Annotated in this window: 16 protein-coding genes and 1 tRNA gene; 3 read left to right on the top strand and 14 right to left on the bottom strand. The window is 65.5% G+C overall.

Translation table 11 applies throughout. The features are described 5' to 3' along the window. Nucleotides 1-38: 38 nt before the first annotated feature. Nucleotides 39-638, bottom strand: coding sequence for an SGNH/GDSL hydrolase family protein (locus J4573_RS00800; RefSeq protein ID WP_208253230.1), 600 nt, complete (start codon nucleotides 636-638; stop codon nucleotides 39-41). After that, nucleotides 638-895, bottom strand: coding sequence for an acyl carrier protein (locus tag J4573_RS00805; RefSeq protein WP_208253231.1), 258 nt, complete (start codon nucleotides 893-895; stop codon nucleotides 638-640). Before J4573_RS00805 ends, J4573_RS00800 begins: the two co-directional genes overlap by 1 nt. Nucleotides 896-1,415: 520 nt before the next feature. Here J4573_RS00805 and J4573_RS00810 point away from each other — a divergent pair. Then, nucleotides 1,416-1,486: transfer RNA gene (locus tag J4573_RS00810), tRNA-Gly, on the top strand. Between the two features lie 106 nt (nucleotides 1,487-1,592). On the opposite strand, the gene J4573_RS00815 is transcribed toward J4573_RS00810, so the two are convergent. The 6 genes from J4573_RS00815 to J4573_RS00840 all read right to left on the bottom strand — a co-directional run bounded on the left by J4573_RS00815 (nucleotide 1,593) and on the right by J4573_RS00840 (nucleotide 6,282). After that, the gene (locus J4573_RS00815) at nucleotides 1,593-2,699 is read right to left on the bottom strand and encodes a tyrosine-type recombinase/integrase (RefSeq protein WP_307796433.1); all 1,107 of its coding nucleotides are present in this window, start codon (nucleotides 2,697-2,699) and stop codon (nucleotides 1,593-1,595) included. After that, nucleotides 2,696-2,923, bottom strand: coding sequence for an excisionase family DNA-binding protein (locus J4573_RS00820; protein ID WP_208253232.1), 228 nt, complete (start codon nucleotides 2,921-2,923; stop codon nucleotides 2,696-2,698). The genes J4573_RS00815 and J4573_RS00820 overlap by 4 nt, the downstream gene beginning before the upstream one ends. Nucleotides 2,924-3,075: 152 nt before the next feature. Beyond that, complete coding sequence (locus J4573_RS00825; protein WP_208253233.1) at nucleotides 3,076-4,614, bottom strand: replication initiator; 1,539 nt, start codon at nucleotides 4,612-4,614, stop codon at nucleotides 3,076-3,078. Beyond that, nucleotides 4,611-4,985 carry a helix-turn-helix domain-containing protein gene (locus tag J4573_RS00830; protein ID WP_208253234.1) on the bottom strand — a complete coding sequence of 125 codons (375 nt, stop codon included), beginning with the start codon at nucleotides 4,983-4,985 and terminating at the stop codon, nucleotides 4,611-4,613. Before J4573_RS00830 ends, J4573_RS00825 begins: the two co-directional genes overlap by 4 nt. Continuing rightward, nucleotides 4,982-5,275, bottom strand: coding sequence for a hypothetical protein (locus tag J4573_RS00835; protein ID WP_208253235.1), 294 nt, complete (start codon nucleotides 5,273-5,275; stop codon nucleotides 4,982-4,984). The genes J4573_RS00830 and J4573_RS00835 overlap by 4 nt, the downstream gene beginning before the upstream one ends. A 131-nt stretch (nucleotides 5,276-5,406) precedes the next feature. Further along, nucleotides 5,407-6,282: a helix-turn-helix domain-containing protein gene (locus J4573_RS00840; protein WP_208253236.1), complete on the bottom strand. Its 876-nt coding sequence runs from the start codon at nucleotides 6,280-6,282 to the stop codon at nucleotides 5,407-5,409. A 327-nt stretch (nucleotides 6,283-6,609) separates the two neighbouring features. Here J4573_RS00840 and J4573_RS00845 point away from each other — a divergent pair, with 327 nt between their 5' ends. Further along, the gene (locus tag J4573_RS00845) at nucleotides 6,610-7,965 is read left to right on the top strand and encodes an NsdA family TPR-like regulatory protein (protein ID WP_504740193.1); all 1,356 of its coding nucleotides are present in this window, start codon (nucleotides 6,610-6,612) and stop codon (nucleotides 7,963-7,965) included. Nucleotides 7,966-8,640: 675 nt separating this feature from the next. On the opposite strand, the gene J4573_RS00850 is transcribed toward J4573_RS00845, so the two are convergent. Beyond that, complete coding sequence (locus J4573_RS00850; RefSeq protein WP_208253238.1) at nucleotides 8,641-9,630, bottom strand: hypothetical protein; 990 nt, start codon at nucleotides 9,628-9,630, stop codon at nucleotides 8,641-8,643. Nucleotides 9,631-10,739: 1,109 nt separating this feature from the next. On the opposite strand from J4573_RS00850, the gene J4573_RS00855 reads away from it, so the two are divergent. Continuing rightward, complete coding sequence (locus J4573_RS00855; protein WP_208253239.1) at nucleotides 10,740-11,219, top strand: hypothetical protein; 480 nt, start codon at nucleotides 10,740-10,742, stop codon at nucleotides 11,217-11,219. On the opposite strand, the gene J4573_RS55080 is transcribed toward J4573_RS00855, so the two are convergent. The 5 genes from J4573_RS55080 to alr form a co-directional block, all read right to left on the bottom strand. Continuing rightward, nucleotides 11,216-11,350 (bottom strand): hypothetical protein, encoded by a 135-nt coding sequence (locus tag J4573_RS55080; protein ID WP_279575319.1) that lies wholly within the window; start codon nucleotides 11,348-11,350, stop codon nucleotides 11,216-11,218. The genes J4573_RS00855 and J4573_RS55080 overlap by 4 nt on opposite strands. 728 nt (nucleotides 11,351-12,078) lie before the next feature. After that, on the bottom strand, nucleotides 12,079-13,128 hold the full coding sequence (locus J4573_RS00860; RefSeq protein WP_307796434.1) for a sensor histidine kinase: 1,050 nt from the start codon (nucleotides 13,126-13,128) through the stop codon (nucleotides 12,079-12,081). A 26-nt stretch (nucleotides 13,129-13,154) separates the two neighbouring features. Next, nucleotides 13,155-13,847, bottom strand: a complete 693-nt coding sequence (locus tag J4573_RS00865) for a response regulator transcription factor (RefSeq protein WP_208253241.1) — start codon at nucleotides 13,845-13,847, stop codon at nucleotides 13,155-13,157. A 277-nt stretch (nucleotides 13,848-14,124) separates the two neighbouring features. Next, nucleotides 14,125-15,141: a D-alanine--D-alanine ligase family protein gene (locus J4573_RS00870; protein WP_208253242.1), complete on the bottom strand. Its 1,017-nt coding sequence runs from the start codon at nucleotides 15,139-15,141 to the stop codon at nucleotides 14,125-14,127. A gap of 14 nt (nucleotides 15,142-15,155) precedes the next feature. After that, nucleotides 15,156-16,208: an alanine racemase gene (alr, locus tag J4573_RS00875; RefSeq protein WP_208253243.1), complete on the bottom strand. Its 1,053-nt coding sequence runs from the start codon at nucleotides 16,206-16,208 to the stop codon at nucleotides 15,156-15,158. Nucleotides 16,209-16,274: the final 66 nt, after the last annotated feature.

A 16,274-nucleotide genomic window follows, 5' to 3' on the forward strand; every position in this document is an offset into this window, starting at 1 on the left:
CAACCCCAATGTTGTGTTGTCTTCCCCCGATGATCAGCTCACTGAGCAGGCTGTCCGAGGATGTTCGCGATCACCTCCGCGACGTAGGCGTGGCCCGTCGAGTTGAGATGGATGCCGTCGTCGTCCCAGAACGCGGGATCGCCGACGGCGTCCACCGAGTCCTGCGGGAGATCGGGCATCCCGCTGGCCAGTGAACTCCGGCTGAGTTCCTCGTTGAAATCGTGAATCCTCTGCAGGGTCCGTCCCCGGCGGAACTTGGACATGGGGGACCGATCCAAAAAGGGTGGATGAGGCACGGGCGCCGCGACGGCGACGCCTCCGATGGACCGCGCCCACTCGAATATCTCGTCCAGGCGTTCTCCCACCTCTGCCCGGTCGAATCCATTGAGCGCGTCGTTCATCCCGCAGTTGATCACCACCGTCTCCGGCCGTAGATCCATGACCGCGGGCAGCTGATCCTGCGTCACATCCGCCGTCGTCGCGCCAGGTTTCGCGACGTTGACGATGTACTGCCGTGGCATTCTCAGACGGTCGGCCAGACGTACCGGCCATCCGATCCAGCCGCCGGCCGGATCCGGGTCACCCCATCCCTCGGCCACGCTGTCCCCCAGTACCACCAGACAGCGCTGACCGTTCATCACGGGACGAGATCGAGCAGGTAGTCCGTGAGCGACACGACCGTCTCCCGTCGGCGCGCCTCGTCCACGTCCACCTCGATCTGAAGGTGGTCCTCGATGTCGCTGATGATGCTGATCGCGTAGACCGAATCGACTCCGTACCTCGCCAACTCGACTGCCGGGTCGATGCTTTCGACCGGCTTGTCGAGGTAGAAGGCGATCCTGTCAAGAAGCCACGTCTGCAGATCACCGTTGGAAATTGTTTCCGATCCTTCCACCTTGTTCCTCCTTGCCTTGAGAGGATCTTCGAACCAATCTCCACTGCTCCCCAGCAGACAAGCACAAGAAAGATACAGGCCAAATCAACCAGGCGTAACGCCCCTGTAAGTGAATGATAGGAAACAAAAATATCTCCCCGGCGCTTACCCTACTTAATTGGGTCGGCGAATACCCCCCGGTAACAATTCCCGATCCCCCACAAGATCAAAGAGCCCCGCACACCCCACGACCTGCGCCAACCCCACGCGCCCCACCGGTTCGATCATGAATCCGCGGACACTTCAGGGGGTTTTAGGACACAACCCGTCACACCCGCCCAACGACCCCTGTGGACAACCCAGAACCCCTAGATCACGAGCCGCCCCCGCGACCCCCGCTACCCACCAGAATCAGCCGACCACCATCAGTAGTCACAGCCGACGACATCCGCCCCCACGCCACCAGGGCAGGCAACAAACCAACCGCCCGCGAAAGTCCTGTACGCTACGTCTCGGTGATCGGGGCCCCGCCCCGACCCGCGCGGGCGTAGCTCAATGGTAGAGCCCCAGTCTTCCAAACTGGCTACGCGGGTTCGATTCCCGTCGCCCGCTCCCACGATGAAGGCCCAGGTAGATCCCATGTCGGGAGTCCTGGGCCTTTCGAACATCCGGTGATCGTTTCTGATTCGTGCCACACACGTGCCACAGAGCCCACGATCTAGGGCCTGCGGACTGCCTTGAACGCATCCCCGATCGCCTGCGCGATGACCTTGTCTCGGTCTTTGCTTGCGTGCTGGTAGATCAACGCGGCCCGGGTTGAGCTGTGTCCCATACGAGTCATCAGTTCTTTGAGGCTGGCACCGTTGCTCGCAGCGAGCGTGTTGCCGACATGGCGAAGATCGTGGAAGTGGAATTCCGGTAGACCCACCTGGGCACGCACCTTGTTCCACGTGCGACGGAAGCCCGATCGCCGAAGAGGTCCACCACGCGGGCCGATGAACACACGTCCCTCTGGACCATGTTCCGCGAAGGTTGCCAGGTGCTCCCGAAGATCAGGAATGATCTCTTCAGGGATGGCAACGGTGCGACGACCGGCCCGGGATTTGGGCGTTTCGTCTCGCAGCTGACCACCGTCAAGTTCCGCGACGGTGTCGATGACGTGAACCAACCCTTCGTCTAGATCTAGGTGGCTGCGGCGGAGCCCGGCCAGCTCACCCCAGCGAAGCGTTGTAAACGTGCCCAGCAAGATGAGGGCGCGGTAGCGCTCTGGAGATGCTGCAAGGATCTCAGAGACCTTGGTCAAGGGGATGACCTGACGTTCGGGGGTGTAAGGCGTTCCGGCGCCCTTGATCCGGCATGGGTTCCGGCGGATGAGCTCGTCTTCCACGGCGGTGTTGAGAACCGACTTCAGGAGCTGGTAGGCCTTGGCCACTGTGGACTGACCGACCGCCTTGAGTCGCTGCTTGCGCCAGCGACGTACATCAGCCTCGCGGATATCAGCGATCTGCCGCTTCCCAAAGGTGGGCACCAGATGGTTGCGCAGCAGGCCCCGATAGAGACCTTCGGTACGAACCTTGAGTACACGATCATCAATCCATTGACTCGCGTACTCCTCGAACGTGATCTTGCCGAGATCAGGGTTGATCCACTCGCCTCGCCGGATCTCGGCTTCCTTCAATACCAGCCAGACCTCAGCGTCGGTGCTGGTGTCGAAGGTGTTCGGTGCCGCATGCAAGAGGCCGTCAGGTCCTCGGTATCTGGCTTGGAAGCGTCCCGATGGAAGCTCGCGGATGTTGCCGAACCGGCGTCGTGACTTGGCGATCACGCTGCCCTCTTCTGTCGATGGCCGCGTAGGGTGACCGGCTCCACGGTCCCGCGTGCGATGAAGTCCCGTACGGCCGATTCAGGGATGCGGACCTTGCGGCCGATGCGAACGAAGGTGATCCGGCGTTCTTCGATCAAACGTCGGGGGAAACGCTCGGTGGTGTTGAACAACTCGGCGGCTTCGGCCACGGTGAGCAGCCGATCCTGCCGGGGGTCGAACGTCATGGGCAGGTGTCTCCTTGCGGGTGTGGATCATGGGTGTCCTTCCGGTTGGGGTCGTGATCCCGAGTGGTTGATCACTCCCGGCCTGCCGTGATCTTCCGCGTGAGTGCGGCGGCGTGGCCTGTTAGTGGTTCACCGCTGGGGGCGAACAGGGGTCATGCGGCTTGGAGTTGGGCGGGGTGGGCGAATTCGTCGGCGAGTTCTTCGCGTCCAGCTTGGCGTCGTCGGCGGGCTTGGTCGGCCGCTGTGTTGGCCAGGAGAGCGTCGGCGGTGGTGTGCCAGCCGGTTCCGGCATAGGTGAGTCGGCCGACGACGAGCGTCGTTTCACTGTCAACGTGATCTTGACAGTCGATCTCCTCCGGCTCGGGGCCGGTTGCCGGGGCGCGGCGGTGGAGTGCGTGCAGTGTTCGGGCTTGGCGGAGGTAGGTGAAGGTGATCGAGTAGCGGCGGCCTTTGGTGAGGAAGTGGCCGCCGAAGCCGAGCATGTGGGCCCAGCGGCGGAGTCCGGTCCAGTCGGGGTGTTCGCCGAGGTTCCAGGCGGCGGCGATGAGGCGTTCGGTGTGGGTGCCGTCGGGGTGGGCGTAGAGGGTGGCCGAGTGGTCGTCGAGGCGGCGGGAGGTGTGACCGGTGATCTCGGTGCCTTTGGTGGCGTACTTGGCGAGGTAGCCCGCGACCATGCCGTCGGTGAGGGGGTCGGCGCCGGTCATGGTGATGATGGTGACCTTGGTCTGATCGCCCCAGCCGATAGGCCACCCCTCAGGCTTACCGGGATGGCCAAGGGCCGAGTGGGCGATAGTGACGGCGGCGTGCTGAACGGCGGCCTGAAGGTCGAGGGCGGTGAGCCCGGTCGGAGGCGCCACCGGGGTGGTGGGGTCGTCGGGGTCGTGACCGTCGAGTCGGAGGACCGCGTGGAAGTGGACGGCACCGCGGGCTTGGTATTCGGCGACCTTGCCGTGCGCTACCCGCACCGGGGGCAGGCCACGGCGGCGGGCGGTGTGGTTGAGGTGCCGTTCGATGGCTTGCTTTGTACGGCGCCACAGTTCCCCGGCCTGGTGGTTCCAGACCACGTGCGCATCGTGGTCGTAGCAGTCCAGGCACAGCGGTTGCCCCAGGCGCGGGTCATCGATCTCGTGGCGCGCGAAGCAGGTCAACGTGACGCCGTGCGGACAGGTCTCGGCGGTGCCGTGACTGCGGGCGTGGCAGGGATCCGGACGGCACGTGCAGCGGGACCGGTCGCGGCAGGAGTGCCGGCGGATGTGCCGGGTGTGGACTTGGCCGAAGCTGGGGGCGGTGAAGGTAGCGAACACCGCCGGGTGCGCGGCCACCGAGTCGGGAACGGTCTTGCCACCGATCAGGCCCGCGCGGATGAGCTGGAAGGCGTCGCCTTGGTAGGTGTAGGCGCACGAGGGGCAGACCTTGTGGCGCCGGTTCCCGCACGCCTTGTAGAGCACCCCATCGGGCATGTCGGCCGTGGAGGCGGTCGCTTGGATCTCGCCGGTGTGTTCGGTGACGGTGTCCAGTGTCCCCGCGAGGCGGATCGGGCGGGTACATCCGGCGGCCGGGCGGACGTGTTCCAGCCAGGCGTCATAGCCGTCTGCGGCGCGCTTGAGGATGGCGGCGATGAGCGAGGTGAGCGGGGCGGCCCCAGCCGCCGTGAAAGCAGATGGGGCCGCCGTCGCGGTGGTGTGGGTCAAGCCGTACCCGCCGGAGAGGGTTCGGCGATCAGGAGCGGACCGTCAAGGCCCGGAAGGACCTCCATGAAGACGACGATGAACAGGTCGTCGTAGGCCATGTCGAAGACGCGGCAGTACAGCCGCTCGTAGACCTCACCGGGTGTGGTATCTCCGGCCTCCCAGGCTCGGATCATGCGTTGGATGACGGGGAGCGCGGGCAGGTGCCTGCGCTCTTGGGGGTTGGCGGATCGCCGCAGCTGGGCGGCGAGGTGGTGTTGGCTCCACTGCCGGTTGATGCGCTCCTGGCGGAGCGTGGAGGCGAGCCGGGGACGGCCGCAGGACTCACACGGCCGCCGTATGACGTCGGAGATGGATGGGATCCGGGCGGTCATGCCCGTGCTCCCCTCGCGAGTCCGGTGGCCGCGCAGGCGCCACACGGGACGTCGAAGTCAAGGCAGCCGAGTCCGTGGCAGGCCAGACAGTAGTTCTGTCCAGCGGTGTTGGATGCCGGATGAAGGGCGTCGATGGTCGTGGTGGTGGCGTGGCCGGTAGTGAGGTCTCGGGTGGTCACGGTCACGGTGCCGGTGCCGACGCGTCGGGCGCATGTCGAGCAGACGCCCGTGGTGTTGGTGCGGTTGAGCCATGTGCTGCACATGAAGCACAGGCGGGTCAGGGCGGTCATGACGTCACCGCCGGTACCCGGTGGGGAGTGGGGGCCAGACCCAGGTCAGTGGGTGAGCACTGGTAGACCTCGGCGAACAGCTGGCGGTACATCTCGCCGGGTGGTGTGCGTCCGTTCTCGAACGCGGAGATCTACGCCTTCAGGCTTGCCCTGGTGGGCAGGGCCATTGCGTGCGCTTTCGCGCAATTCTCCAGTCGGACGATGAGCTGGAGCTGAGTCCAGCGGCGCTTGATCCGTGCCTGCTGAAGCAGGGTGGCTCCGCCTGACCGTGTCTGCTGCGAGACAGCTGCTCCAGCGACCGGCCGCAAGGGGACCGGTGCCATGTCGGGCTGAGGGTGGAGTGAGACCAGCGCGGTGAACTGTCCGTGCGCGCCAAGTGCCTCGTCCAAGGCCGTCGCGACCTTGAGCGACAGGGGCTTGAGCCCGTTTCTGATCTTCGACAGGTAGCCCTTGTCGAAGTGGGTGAGCCGGGCGAGGTTGGCCAGGCTCACATTCTGTTCGTCCATCAGCCGATCGAGAAGCTGAGTGACTTCGGCGCGCCGGTCAGGGGCGTCGTGCCGGGCGCGGCGCTGGTTGGCGTCCCGCTGAGGGCGGGCCGGTGTGGTGGAGGGTTGCGGTGTGGGCTGGGGCAGTCTGCCTAGCAGCAGAGCGAACCGGATCTGTGCATCGTGGGGTGCGTGGGCGAGTGCGATGTCGAGAGCTTGTTGCAGCTCCATGTCCGGGACGAGATCGGGCTGAGCCTTCCACTTGGCCACGGTCCGTACGGCGATCCCCAAGTGCTCCGCCAGGCCCTCATTGGTGAGCCTGAGTGCGGTGCAGAGCGCAGCGGCATGCCGACCGGTCCACAGATCCACGATCGCGAGCTGGGCTCGCATGGTGGCCTGCGCCAGGTCGGAAACGATCCGCGCGTGCAGGTCAGGATGCGCGACGGCATCCCTGGGGATTTGCCGAGCCGCAGCGAGCGCACTGGGCTCACCCTGTACTCGTGACGTAGCCTGGACTGGCATCTTCCGTGTCCTTTCAAGAGGTGGACGATGCGCCCGGCCTCGGTGAGTTGCCGCTCACCGGGGCCTTCTTCCTGTGAAGAGTACAAACTGAGTTTGTACTTCTCAAGGTGCCTCACGAGTGGGTCTTACTCGCGGGACCTTCGGTTGCCTTCACTTCGAGCATCGCCACCAGACACCCCAGGCAACAGGCGTCACACCGGGGCCATGACGGGCACCCAAGCCCCCCGCCAGGGCCGCAAGAGGACCATGGGGGGTCACCAGGGGTCACCTCAATGCGATCGACATCGCACCCAGATGGAGCGTGTCTATTCTGAGAACGTGAGCGCTATGCCCCTGGCGTCATTGCCCTCCGCCGCTGACCCGCCTCGTCACCCCTTGGTCGAGGCGCGGCGAAGCCAGGGTTGGTCCCAGGAGGTGCTTGCACACCTGCTCAGAGAGCAGGGGCTCGGGACAACCCGCAAGACCGTTACCCGCTGGGAACACGGTGTAGTTCCTGACGACGCCGCTCAGGCCGCTCTGTGCAACCTGTTCAGTCTTCCCCCGGACACCTACCTTCGCGTCACCTGGCCGGGATGGCTCCCTACAAGCGGCCTGGTTGGAATCCAGGAACCGTGGGACGCCGAAGGAACGATCAACGCACTCACCACCGTCGCGGAGCATGCAATAGTGGATCGCCGTGAATTTGTCCTGCTCATGGGCGCCGAACTTCTTCTTCCCATCTACAACTGGCGTCTGAATCCTGGCCCTTGGCTTGCGTATCGCGATCGAGGTCATCAGGTCAGCAACGCACTCGTAGATGAGATCGAACGTCTGATCTCCGTGCGCCGCCGCATGGACGACGAGCACGGCGGCGGCGGCATCCTGGAGATGCTCCACTCCGATCTCCGCTTCGTAACCGACATGCTGAAGAACGGGCGCTACACCGAGGCCACCGGGCAACGGTTGTACGGGGCCACAGCCGAACTTGCACGTCTCGCCGGGTGGGCTGCGTTCGACAGCGGTCGGCAAGCAGCTGCTCAGCAGTATTACTTCGCTGCCCTTCGTGCAGCTGCGGCAGTCGGCGACCATCCTCTGGCCGTGAACATCGTTGGCTTCCTTGGTATCCAGGCTTATTCAACTGGACGGCTCGAAGACGCCACTCAGCTCCTCGAGGTTGCGACGACCGAGTCTCAGAAGAAGACACCAAGCGTCATCCAGGCGATGACATGGGCTCGCGCCGGTCGCGCCTACGCGAAGGTCGGGCAGGCGGCCAAGGCCCGCCAGGCCTTGACCAAGTCGACCAGCCTCTTGAACCGTGCGGTGAACGGAGACTCCCCGAACTGGGCCTACTGGGTTGACGAAACCCGAATGGCCGCACAGCTGGGACGCGCCCTGTTCGATCTCGAAGACTATCCAGGGGCATCACGTGAGCTAACCGCCGCCGTAGAGTCTTGCGGCTCCAAGTACCCCCGAGACCGCGCCACGTGGCTAGGTCGTGTCGCCATTGCCCACCTCCGGACTGGCGACGTTGACGCAGGTTGTGAGTCCGGCCGAGAGACAGTCGACTTGATCGCTAATCAGATCGACTCTGAGCGGGGCATGAGCTTCCTCCGGACCTTCCAGACCGAGCTGGCCTCGGCAGGAAATTCAGCCAGCGCTCGCGAGTTCACCGAGTACGCCGATTCCCGCCTGGGCGCCGCCTAGTCCGACGTCCTACCCCCGACTCCGGGGCGAGGGCGGCCCTCATGCCACTCAATGATCGTGGCCGGGCGCCAGACATGAGTACGGCCGACAGTGAGATCAGGCTCCGGCATCTGCTCGCGGATCCGGTACGAGCTGACAGTCGCGACCTTGACGCCGAGATAGACCGCAACATCAGACGTGGTCCACCACTCGGCGGAAGGATCGGGCTTGGTCTCCTCGGTCTCTGGCACGTTCGCCACTCTCTCCGATCACGATCCCCGCTGGCAGCAGTCTCGCCGTCGCATCACAAGGCCCCTGCGCCTCAGCAGTCCCTGTGCAGACTTTCTTCACTATCTCAAGGCGGCCCGACAAGCGGGCCGCATGGGCGGCCGACACGGCGCCACGGCGGCCGGCCCCGCTTCGCTAACCGGCCGCCGGGCCAACGCCAGTCGGCTCGCCCGGACAAGACACGTAACGGGGGCCGCCTGCGACGGCACGACTTCTCAAGGCGGCCAAGGCCCTCACGTGGCCGAGCTGGTCGACCGGGTGCCGCTGGCCGCCTCCGTACTTGCGCGGGGACCCCCCGCGGGGCCTCACGACGGGCCATCGCGGGCAGGCAGGTGCCGCCCGTCCGCCGCACCAGGCTACGAGGCCCCGCCCCCACGCAAGCCCGGACCCGTCCAGCTCTAGCAACGGCTACTGCGGCGGAATCCATTCATCTTCAAAACTCCCAAATACTTGATCTTCTATCTTTCTTCTTATTTCTTCTTCAGAAGGCAGGCTTTCAGATAGGCAAACCATTTCCAGAACTTCCTTCATCACCTCCACCAAATCAGCCGAATTATCATCCCGCGCCAACCCCATTTCCACTGCTACCAGCGTAGCCAGGAACAGGAGACGTGAGCGAGCAATTGGACTTCCAGGGTTCGACACCCACCCTTGATTACCCGAGTCATACCCAAACAGTGAGAGCAATTGCTCCGCATCCTCTTCCGTACATCCCATCCTTTGAGCAAAAACTTCCACGTTCCATTTCTCGGACTCAATTGCGGAGGAAAAAACGTCCCCCAGATCTCCGCCACGCTCCTGCCATTTCCCCTTAAGGCGGAGAATAGATTTTCTCCCATTCTCCCAGGCGGATTTAATCACCCCCAACCCCTGGGCGACGCCACCAACGTCAGTAAGGATTTGTTTTGTCGTAAGCAATGCCAGGAGCGCCGTTTGCCAATCAATTGATCCAAAGGCTCCGCCACCCGGCGATTGAGGTATGAGATAAGTTCGCCGAATGTCACCAACGACAAGTCCATGCTTTGATGCATCAAGCAATTGCCCTACAGAAGCCTCGACAATTCTCCTATTCCACAAGAACTCGCCGTCTCTTCCAAGAAGAGTGCACTCCCTTCGCCCTTTAATTCGACCTTCGGTTTCATCGTCAACAAAGAACGCGACCCCGGCGAGTCCAGGTGCGACTTCAACAGGCTCCCCTGTTACTTGATTGCGCGCGGTAATACCAAACAACTCGGCAGCCTGATTCAGAGCATCACCGAACCGATTTTCCAGAGTTGTTTCTACAAAAACCCGAGAACGCTCCGACCACGTAAGGTCCCAACTCGAACGTGAAACCACGTGTTCCGGAGCCTGGTAAGCACCAAAGGGGACGCCCATGACTGCAAACTCAATACGCATCCAAAGAGGATAACACCCCGGAGGTTGATACCAGGGCAAACCACAGACGTCCAGCAACTTTTGGAGCTGGAAGATCTAAGCCCACAATCAAGATCCGCCTGGGGTCAGGCAGGACTACACAAAAGATGCGCAGATCCAAACAGGCCCCAGGCGGTCAAACTACGAACTTGCATTCGAAAGAACGTTGAGGGTGGGAAGACGCCTGCCCGCAGTCCTGGGGATGCAAGTACGCTCCCCTTTGACACTTAAGCGTCAAAGCCCGTGCCACAGCCGTGCCAGTAGGGGCAGCGAACCAGAGGGCATCACGGGCACTCAAGGACTCCGCGAGTGGACCCTTGACCTGCGGCACAGCAGGTAACGGGGTCTTGATCCGTACCCTTCCAAACTGGCTACGCGGGTTCGATTCCCGTCGCCCGCTCCACAACCTCCGAGCTCAGAGCCCTGATCGTGCGCGAGTGGATCTCCTTGAAGATCGTTTGTCACCCGGATTTGAGGCGACCGAGTGGACATCAGGCGTACGAGATGTCACCTGATGGCAACCCCCGGCGCGAGGCTTAAACCCCGCACCCGGCCTGTCGACCGCGAGCCGAGATGAGCCGGGCCAGTTCTGTCGCTGCGTCTGCTGAGCTACTCAGCCCGACGTCCAATGACGGAGACCTCAGCGATCCCCTCCGTTGCGAGCCGCCTGGAGTGAACTTCTTAACCAGCCCTGGCTTCGCAGTACGGCGCCGAGTTGGGCTCTCAGGTCGCGCTAGCCGGGGGTAGCTGATTTCTGGGCTCGCTTGGGAGAGGACGCGGTGTTGCCAGCAGCACTTAGACAAGCGTGTTCGCCAGAAGCTAGCGTGTAGGCGCGACGATCTTCGCTCAGCGCATTGTGAGGACGGCCGAGGCTCATGAGTCATCCCCAGCCACCCGGAAACGGCCCGTCCTGGGGCCCGCCCGGCCAGCCGCAGGGCATGTCCCCGCCGTCGGGATGGGCTCAGCAGCCCGGGCCAGGGTGGGGAACTGCGCCGCAGGGTGGGCCTTACGGTCCGCCGCCTGTGGGCGGGCGACAGACCGGGGGCGCTCCGCCGTGGTTGGGACTGGTCGTTGCAGGTGCGGCGGTCCTGTTGGCGGTCGCCGTACTGCTGCCTTGGGTGCAGGTGACAGTGCAGGCCTCCGATGTGCTGCCGTCCGCCCCCTCAGGGAAGACCTTGGCCAAGGGGACCGGGAACGGCCTCGACAGCGATGTCACCGTGGGGTGGCTGACTCTGTTGTGCGCGATCGCGGCGGCAGCACTCGGCGTTCTCGGGACCGTTCGCCGCGACGGCAGGCTGACCGGGGCCGCTGCGATCCCCGGCGTCGCCTCCATGGGAACTCTGCTTGTCGTGCTCGCCCGGCTGGACACCGCCAAATCAAAGGTGCTCGACAAGCTGCCGCGCCTGCCCTCGGCCATCGCCGCGGCGATCCGACGCCATATTCACGTCACCCTCGATATCGGCTGGTACCTCGCCCTCCTGATGTCGCTGGTCGTGATGGGCGTGGCAGTGGCTGCGTTCCTCGCCTCTGCCAAGCAGCGCCCGCAGAACGGACCTCACAACATGCCTTAGCGGGTGGCGAGACCGGGCTCAGGTTCGGGGCTTCCAGCGGAGGCGAGCCGGGTGAAGAAAGCCGGCAACGTGATCGCGGTAGTGGCGACGACGAGGGCGCCGATGCCGAGTGCGGCCTGGTCGGTGCCCATGGCCTCGATGGTCGGGCCGGCGAGCAGCAACGCGATCGGCGTCAGGCCAAAGTTATCGACGATGCCCCCAGCTGTTGACGCGCGAGCGCATGCGCGGGGAAGGTTCTCTGGAGCTGAGTGGTCCAGAGAACGTAGTACATGGACTGGCACACGCCCAGGATGAGCATCCCGGCGGCGACAACGATCCAATGTGCTCCGCAACCCATCAGGACCAAACGATGACCGCTGTGGACTGCAGGGTCATCATCCAGACCCATCGGTGGCCGGTGAAGTTGGCCCAGCCGAGGCGGAGATCGCTCCACGGCTTGGCAGGGCGACTGCGTGCAGTGCCTGGGCCCGCTGGAGGTGTCGGCCTGGCGGGAGACGTGACGACGCCCGTCAGCATGAGACCGGCCAGGAGGACGGCCCTGCGACGAACGTGAGATCGAGTGCTCATCGAAGTCGTCCTTTCGTTAGTGACGGCAGATCTTCTTCCACTCCCCGCGGGTGCCGTGGGGATAGTCGAGGTAGACGTTCCGCACGCGTTCCTTCGACGTTCCTTCCGGGTAACGGCCCGGGAGCCAAGCCACTCCCGTAAGGAGCCGCACAAGCGGCGCCGCAAGCGCTCATCGGATGCGTCGGCAGGATGATGCGCTTCAAGGTCCACCGCCGGGCGTCCGATGAGGACGGCGTCGACCTCGGCCGCCGGAGTGGATCGATTTTAAGGACATGAGGCGGCTGCGGGGCGCTTATTGGGAGGCGGTCTGGGGTGGCGGGGTGCCTGGGAAGCGGATGGTGACCAGGAGGCCGCCGGTGGGGCGGGGGGTTAGGGCGAGGATGCCGTTGTGGGCTCGGACGATGCTGTGGACTATGGCCAGGCCTAGGCCTACGCCGGCGTGGTCGGTCCGGATGCGTTCTGTTCCGCGCTGGAACGGTTCGGTGAGGGTCGGCAGGAGTTCTGGGGGGAGGTGGTGGCCGGTGTTCTCGACCAGAAGGACGCTTGCGCCGGGCTCGACTTCGGTGTGGACGGCTACGGCGCCGGCGGGGTGGTTGTGGACGATGGCGTTCTGGACGAGGTTGGTCACCATCTGCAACAGGAGCTCGGCTGAGCCGAGGGTGTGCGCCGTCTCGCCGGTGACGTCGAGGGTGATCTGACGCTCTTCGGCGAACGGGAGCAGGGATTCGGTGGCCTCTTCAGCGATCAGGGAGAGGTCGACGGGGCTGCGGGTGAAGGTCTTGCGGTCGGCGCGGCTGAGCAGGAGGAGCGCTTCGGTGAGGTCGATCGCCCGGGTGTTGACGACGCGGAGGCGTTCGATCAGTTCGTTCTGGTTCTGTGTGTCGGCGACTTCGAGGAGCGCCTGCGAGATCGCTAGAGGTGTGCGCAGTTCGTGGGAGGCGTTCGCAGCGAAGCGTTGCTGCTCGGCGATGTGGGATTCGAGTTGCTCGAGCATGGTGTCGAACACGTCGGCTAGTTCGCGGAACTCGTCGCTGGGGCCCTTCAAGCGGATCCGGTGGGAGAGGGATCCTTCGGCGGCCAGCCGGGCCGCGTCGGCGATGCGGGTCAGTGGCGCGAGCATCCGGCCGGCGAGAATCCATCCTCCCGTCAGGCCGAACACCATGAGGAAGGCCAGTGTCGTGGCCACGGCGGGGACGAAGCGCAGGCGGACCGAGCGAGCGAGAGTCCCGTCGGGAGAGGTGACGATCCCGGGTGCGTACCGCAGCATGTACACCCAGACAACGGCCAGCAGGAGGGCGCCGGCGACCATGAGGAACGCGGCATAGCTGAGAGTCAGTTTCACCCGGGCGCTGAGCCCTGGGCGTCTCTTCATGACCTGTCGCAGGGGTGAGCGGGGTCCGGGCCTGTGTCGATCCGGTAGCCGACGCCGGGCGCCGTGGCGATGAGCCATGGTTCGCCGAGTCGTTTGCGCAGAGCGGACACGGTGATGCGGACGGCGTTGGTGAACGGGTTGGCGTTCTCATCCCACGCCCGCTCCAGGAGTTCTTCGGCGCTGACGAAACCGCCCTCGGCGGCGACCAGTACCTCGAGGACGGCGAACTGCTTGCGGGTGAGCGCGACGTAGCGTCCGTCCCGGAAGACCTCGCGGCGGAAGGGGTCGACGCGGAGGCCTGCGAGTTCGCGGACCGGGGGCCGGGCGTACGCGCGTCTGCGGTCCAGTGCGCGCAGGCGCATGACGAGTTCGCGGAGCTCGAACGGTTTGGTGAGGTAGTCATCGGCGCCGAGCTCGAACCCCGACGCCTTGTCATCGATCCGGTCCGCGGCGGTGAGCATCAGGATCGGCATGCCGCTGCCGGACGCGACGATCCGGCGGGCGATCTCGTCACCGGAAGGGCCGGGGATGTCACGGTCCAATACCGCCAGGTCGTAGGAGTTGACGCTGAGCAGTTCCAGGGCGGTGTCGCCGTCGCGGGCGACGTCGGCGGCGATCGCCTCCAGCCGCAGGCAGTCACGGACGGCGTCGGCCAGGTAGGGCTCGTCCTCCACAAGCAACACGCGCATCCCTGAAGCCTAAGCAGCACGGGATATCGCCGACGTATGCAAACGCTCCTGTGTGGTGACCATGGCTCTGCAGCGCCTTGACTCTGCTGCGCCATGGCCCTGCTGCGCCTTGACCCTGCAGCGCCTTCTGTGATCTTTGCCGGGGCGTCTCGGATCGCTGGGGTCAGGGGCAGAGGCAGGTCATGGCTTCACATGATCAAGTCCCCTCGGTCGGCAGAGGTCCGGTCCGGGAGCGGTCCGGGGCCGGGAGCGGTCCGGGGCCGGGAGGAGTCCGGGGCTAGGAGGAGTCCGGGGCTAGGAGGGGTGCGTGGGCGGCAGGCTTGCGGATGGCGGCGGCGTCGACCAGGCGGGCGACCAGCTGTTCGTAGGACAGTCCGGCTGCGGCGAACATCTTCGGTACCTGGGATTCGGGCGTCATTCCCGGCATGGTGTTGACCTCGTTGAGGACGGGTCCGTGATCGGTGAGGAAGAAGTCGATCCGGGCGACGCCGGCGCAGCCGAGCGCGTCGAACATCCGCAGCGCCGCATCGGTCAGGGCCGTTCGGCTCGTGTCGTCCAGGTCTGCGGGCACGCTGAACAGGGCCGAACCGTCGTACTTGGACTCGGTATCGAAGACGCCGTCGGCGTGGATCTCCAGTGGCGGCGCCGCCCATGGGCGGCCGTCGGCCTCTCGCAGGACGGCCACATCGATCTCCCGGCCCCGTACGACGTCCTCGATCAGGATCCGGTCGTCGAGCCGTGCCGCACGGCATAGCGCGTCGCGGAGCTGGAGGGCATCGCGCGCCAAGGCGACGCCGAAACTCGACCCGGCCGAGGCCGGCTTCACCACCACGTCCGCCTCGAACTCGACGTCGGCGATCTCCGCCGCCGTCACCAGACGGGCGGGAGCGGTACGGATCCCGAGGGCCTCGGCCACGAGCTTGGTCGCCCACTTGTCCATGCCGATCGCTCCGGCGCGCAGACCCGAGCCGGCCATCGGCGTGTGCGCCAGGGCGCACAACGCCGCGAGGGTTCCGTCCTCGCCGCACGGGCCGTGAATCGCGGGGAAGACGACGTCGGCCCGTTCGATGACGCCCAATGCGGCCGCCAGGGAGTCGATGGCGCGCGACCCCAGTGCGTCGGCTCCTCGCCGCCACGTTCCGTCACGGTCGATGGTCAGCTCATCGACGTCGAATCCGGTGGCACGCAGCGCCTCTGCGACCGCTGCGGCAGTGGCCAGAGAGACGTCGTGCTCGGCGTTCTCTCCCCCGCCGAGCACGACGATCCGCCGCGTCATGCGATGCTGCCTCTTCATACGGGGTTCCCCCCTCATGCGATGATCCTTTTCACGCGCGGGCCGATGCCGGTGACGATGGTGTGCGGGATGGTTCCGGCCCAGCGCGCCCAGTCCCAGATCGCCGGGGTCGCTCCGCCGTCCGGGCCGAACACGGTCGCGGACGTACCGGCCGGGAAGGGCTCGGCCCCGGTGTCGATCACGATCTGATCCATCGAGACCCGTCCCGCGAGCTGGTAACGGCGCCCGTGGATCTCGACGCAGGCCTGAGGCGAGAGCTCGCGCGGGATGCCGTCTGCGTACCCGAGGGGCAGAACGCTCAGGTGGGTGGCGCGTTCGGTGACATAGGCGCCGTCGTAGCCGACCGGCGCGCCGGCCGGAACAGCCGCCGTATGCACGATCGGTGCGGTCAGCCGGGAGGCGCCGTGCATCGCCATGATCCCGGACGGGTCGATGCCGACCAGTCCGGCACCTATGCGAACCATGTCGAAATGCGTCGCCGTATCGTTCAGCGTCCCTGAGGTGGCCGCGAGATGGGTGAACGGCGAGCCGAGGCCCGCCGCCCGTACCGCCCGCCGCGCCTCGCGCATGCGAGCGACCGCCGGTGCGTTCGCCTCGGGGTCGGCCCGGTCGGCCGACGGCAGATGCCCCATGACACCCACGACGCGGCCCCTCTGAGCCTGCTGACCTCGGCGAGCGAGGTCGATCAGTTCGTCCCATCGTGCTCGTGGGCAGCCGCCGCGGGACATTCCGGTGTCCACGTGCAGATGGATCCGCAAGATCGAGGGGGCTCGCGCGAGGAGCGCGCCGAGTTCGTCCACCGAGCCGACCGCGACATCGATCCTCGCGGCCGCCGCCTCTTCGGCGTCGATCCCGGAGGGGTGCAGCCAGGTGAGGATCGGCACCGCCAACCCCGCGTCGCGCAATGCCGAGGCCTCCGCGACGCTGGTCGTTCCGAGCCACCCGGCCCCGGCGGCGACGGCGGCCTTGGCGACCGTGGCGGCGCCGTGGCCGTAGCCGTCGGCTTTGACCACGGCCATGATCGTGCTGCCCGTTCGCGTACGGATCTTGGCGACGTTCGCGGTCACCGCGACCGGCAGCGTCTGGAGGGTCGGCGGCGGAAACGTACCTGATCGGCGCTGAAGCGCAACGGA

The organism is Actinomadura barringtoniae (assembly GCF_017573505.1).
In the GTDB taxonomy this organism is placed as follows: domain Bacteria; phylum Actinomycetota; class Actinomycetes; order Streptosporangiales; family Streptosporangiaceae; genus Spirillospora; species Spirillospora barringtoniae.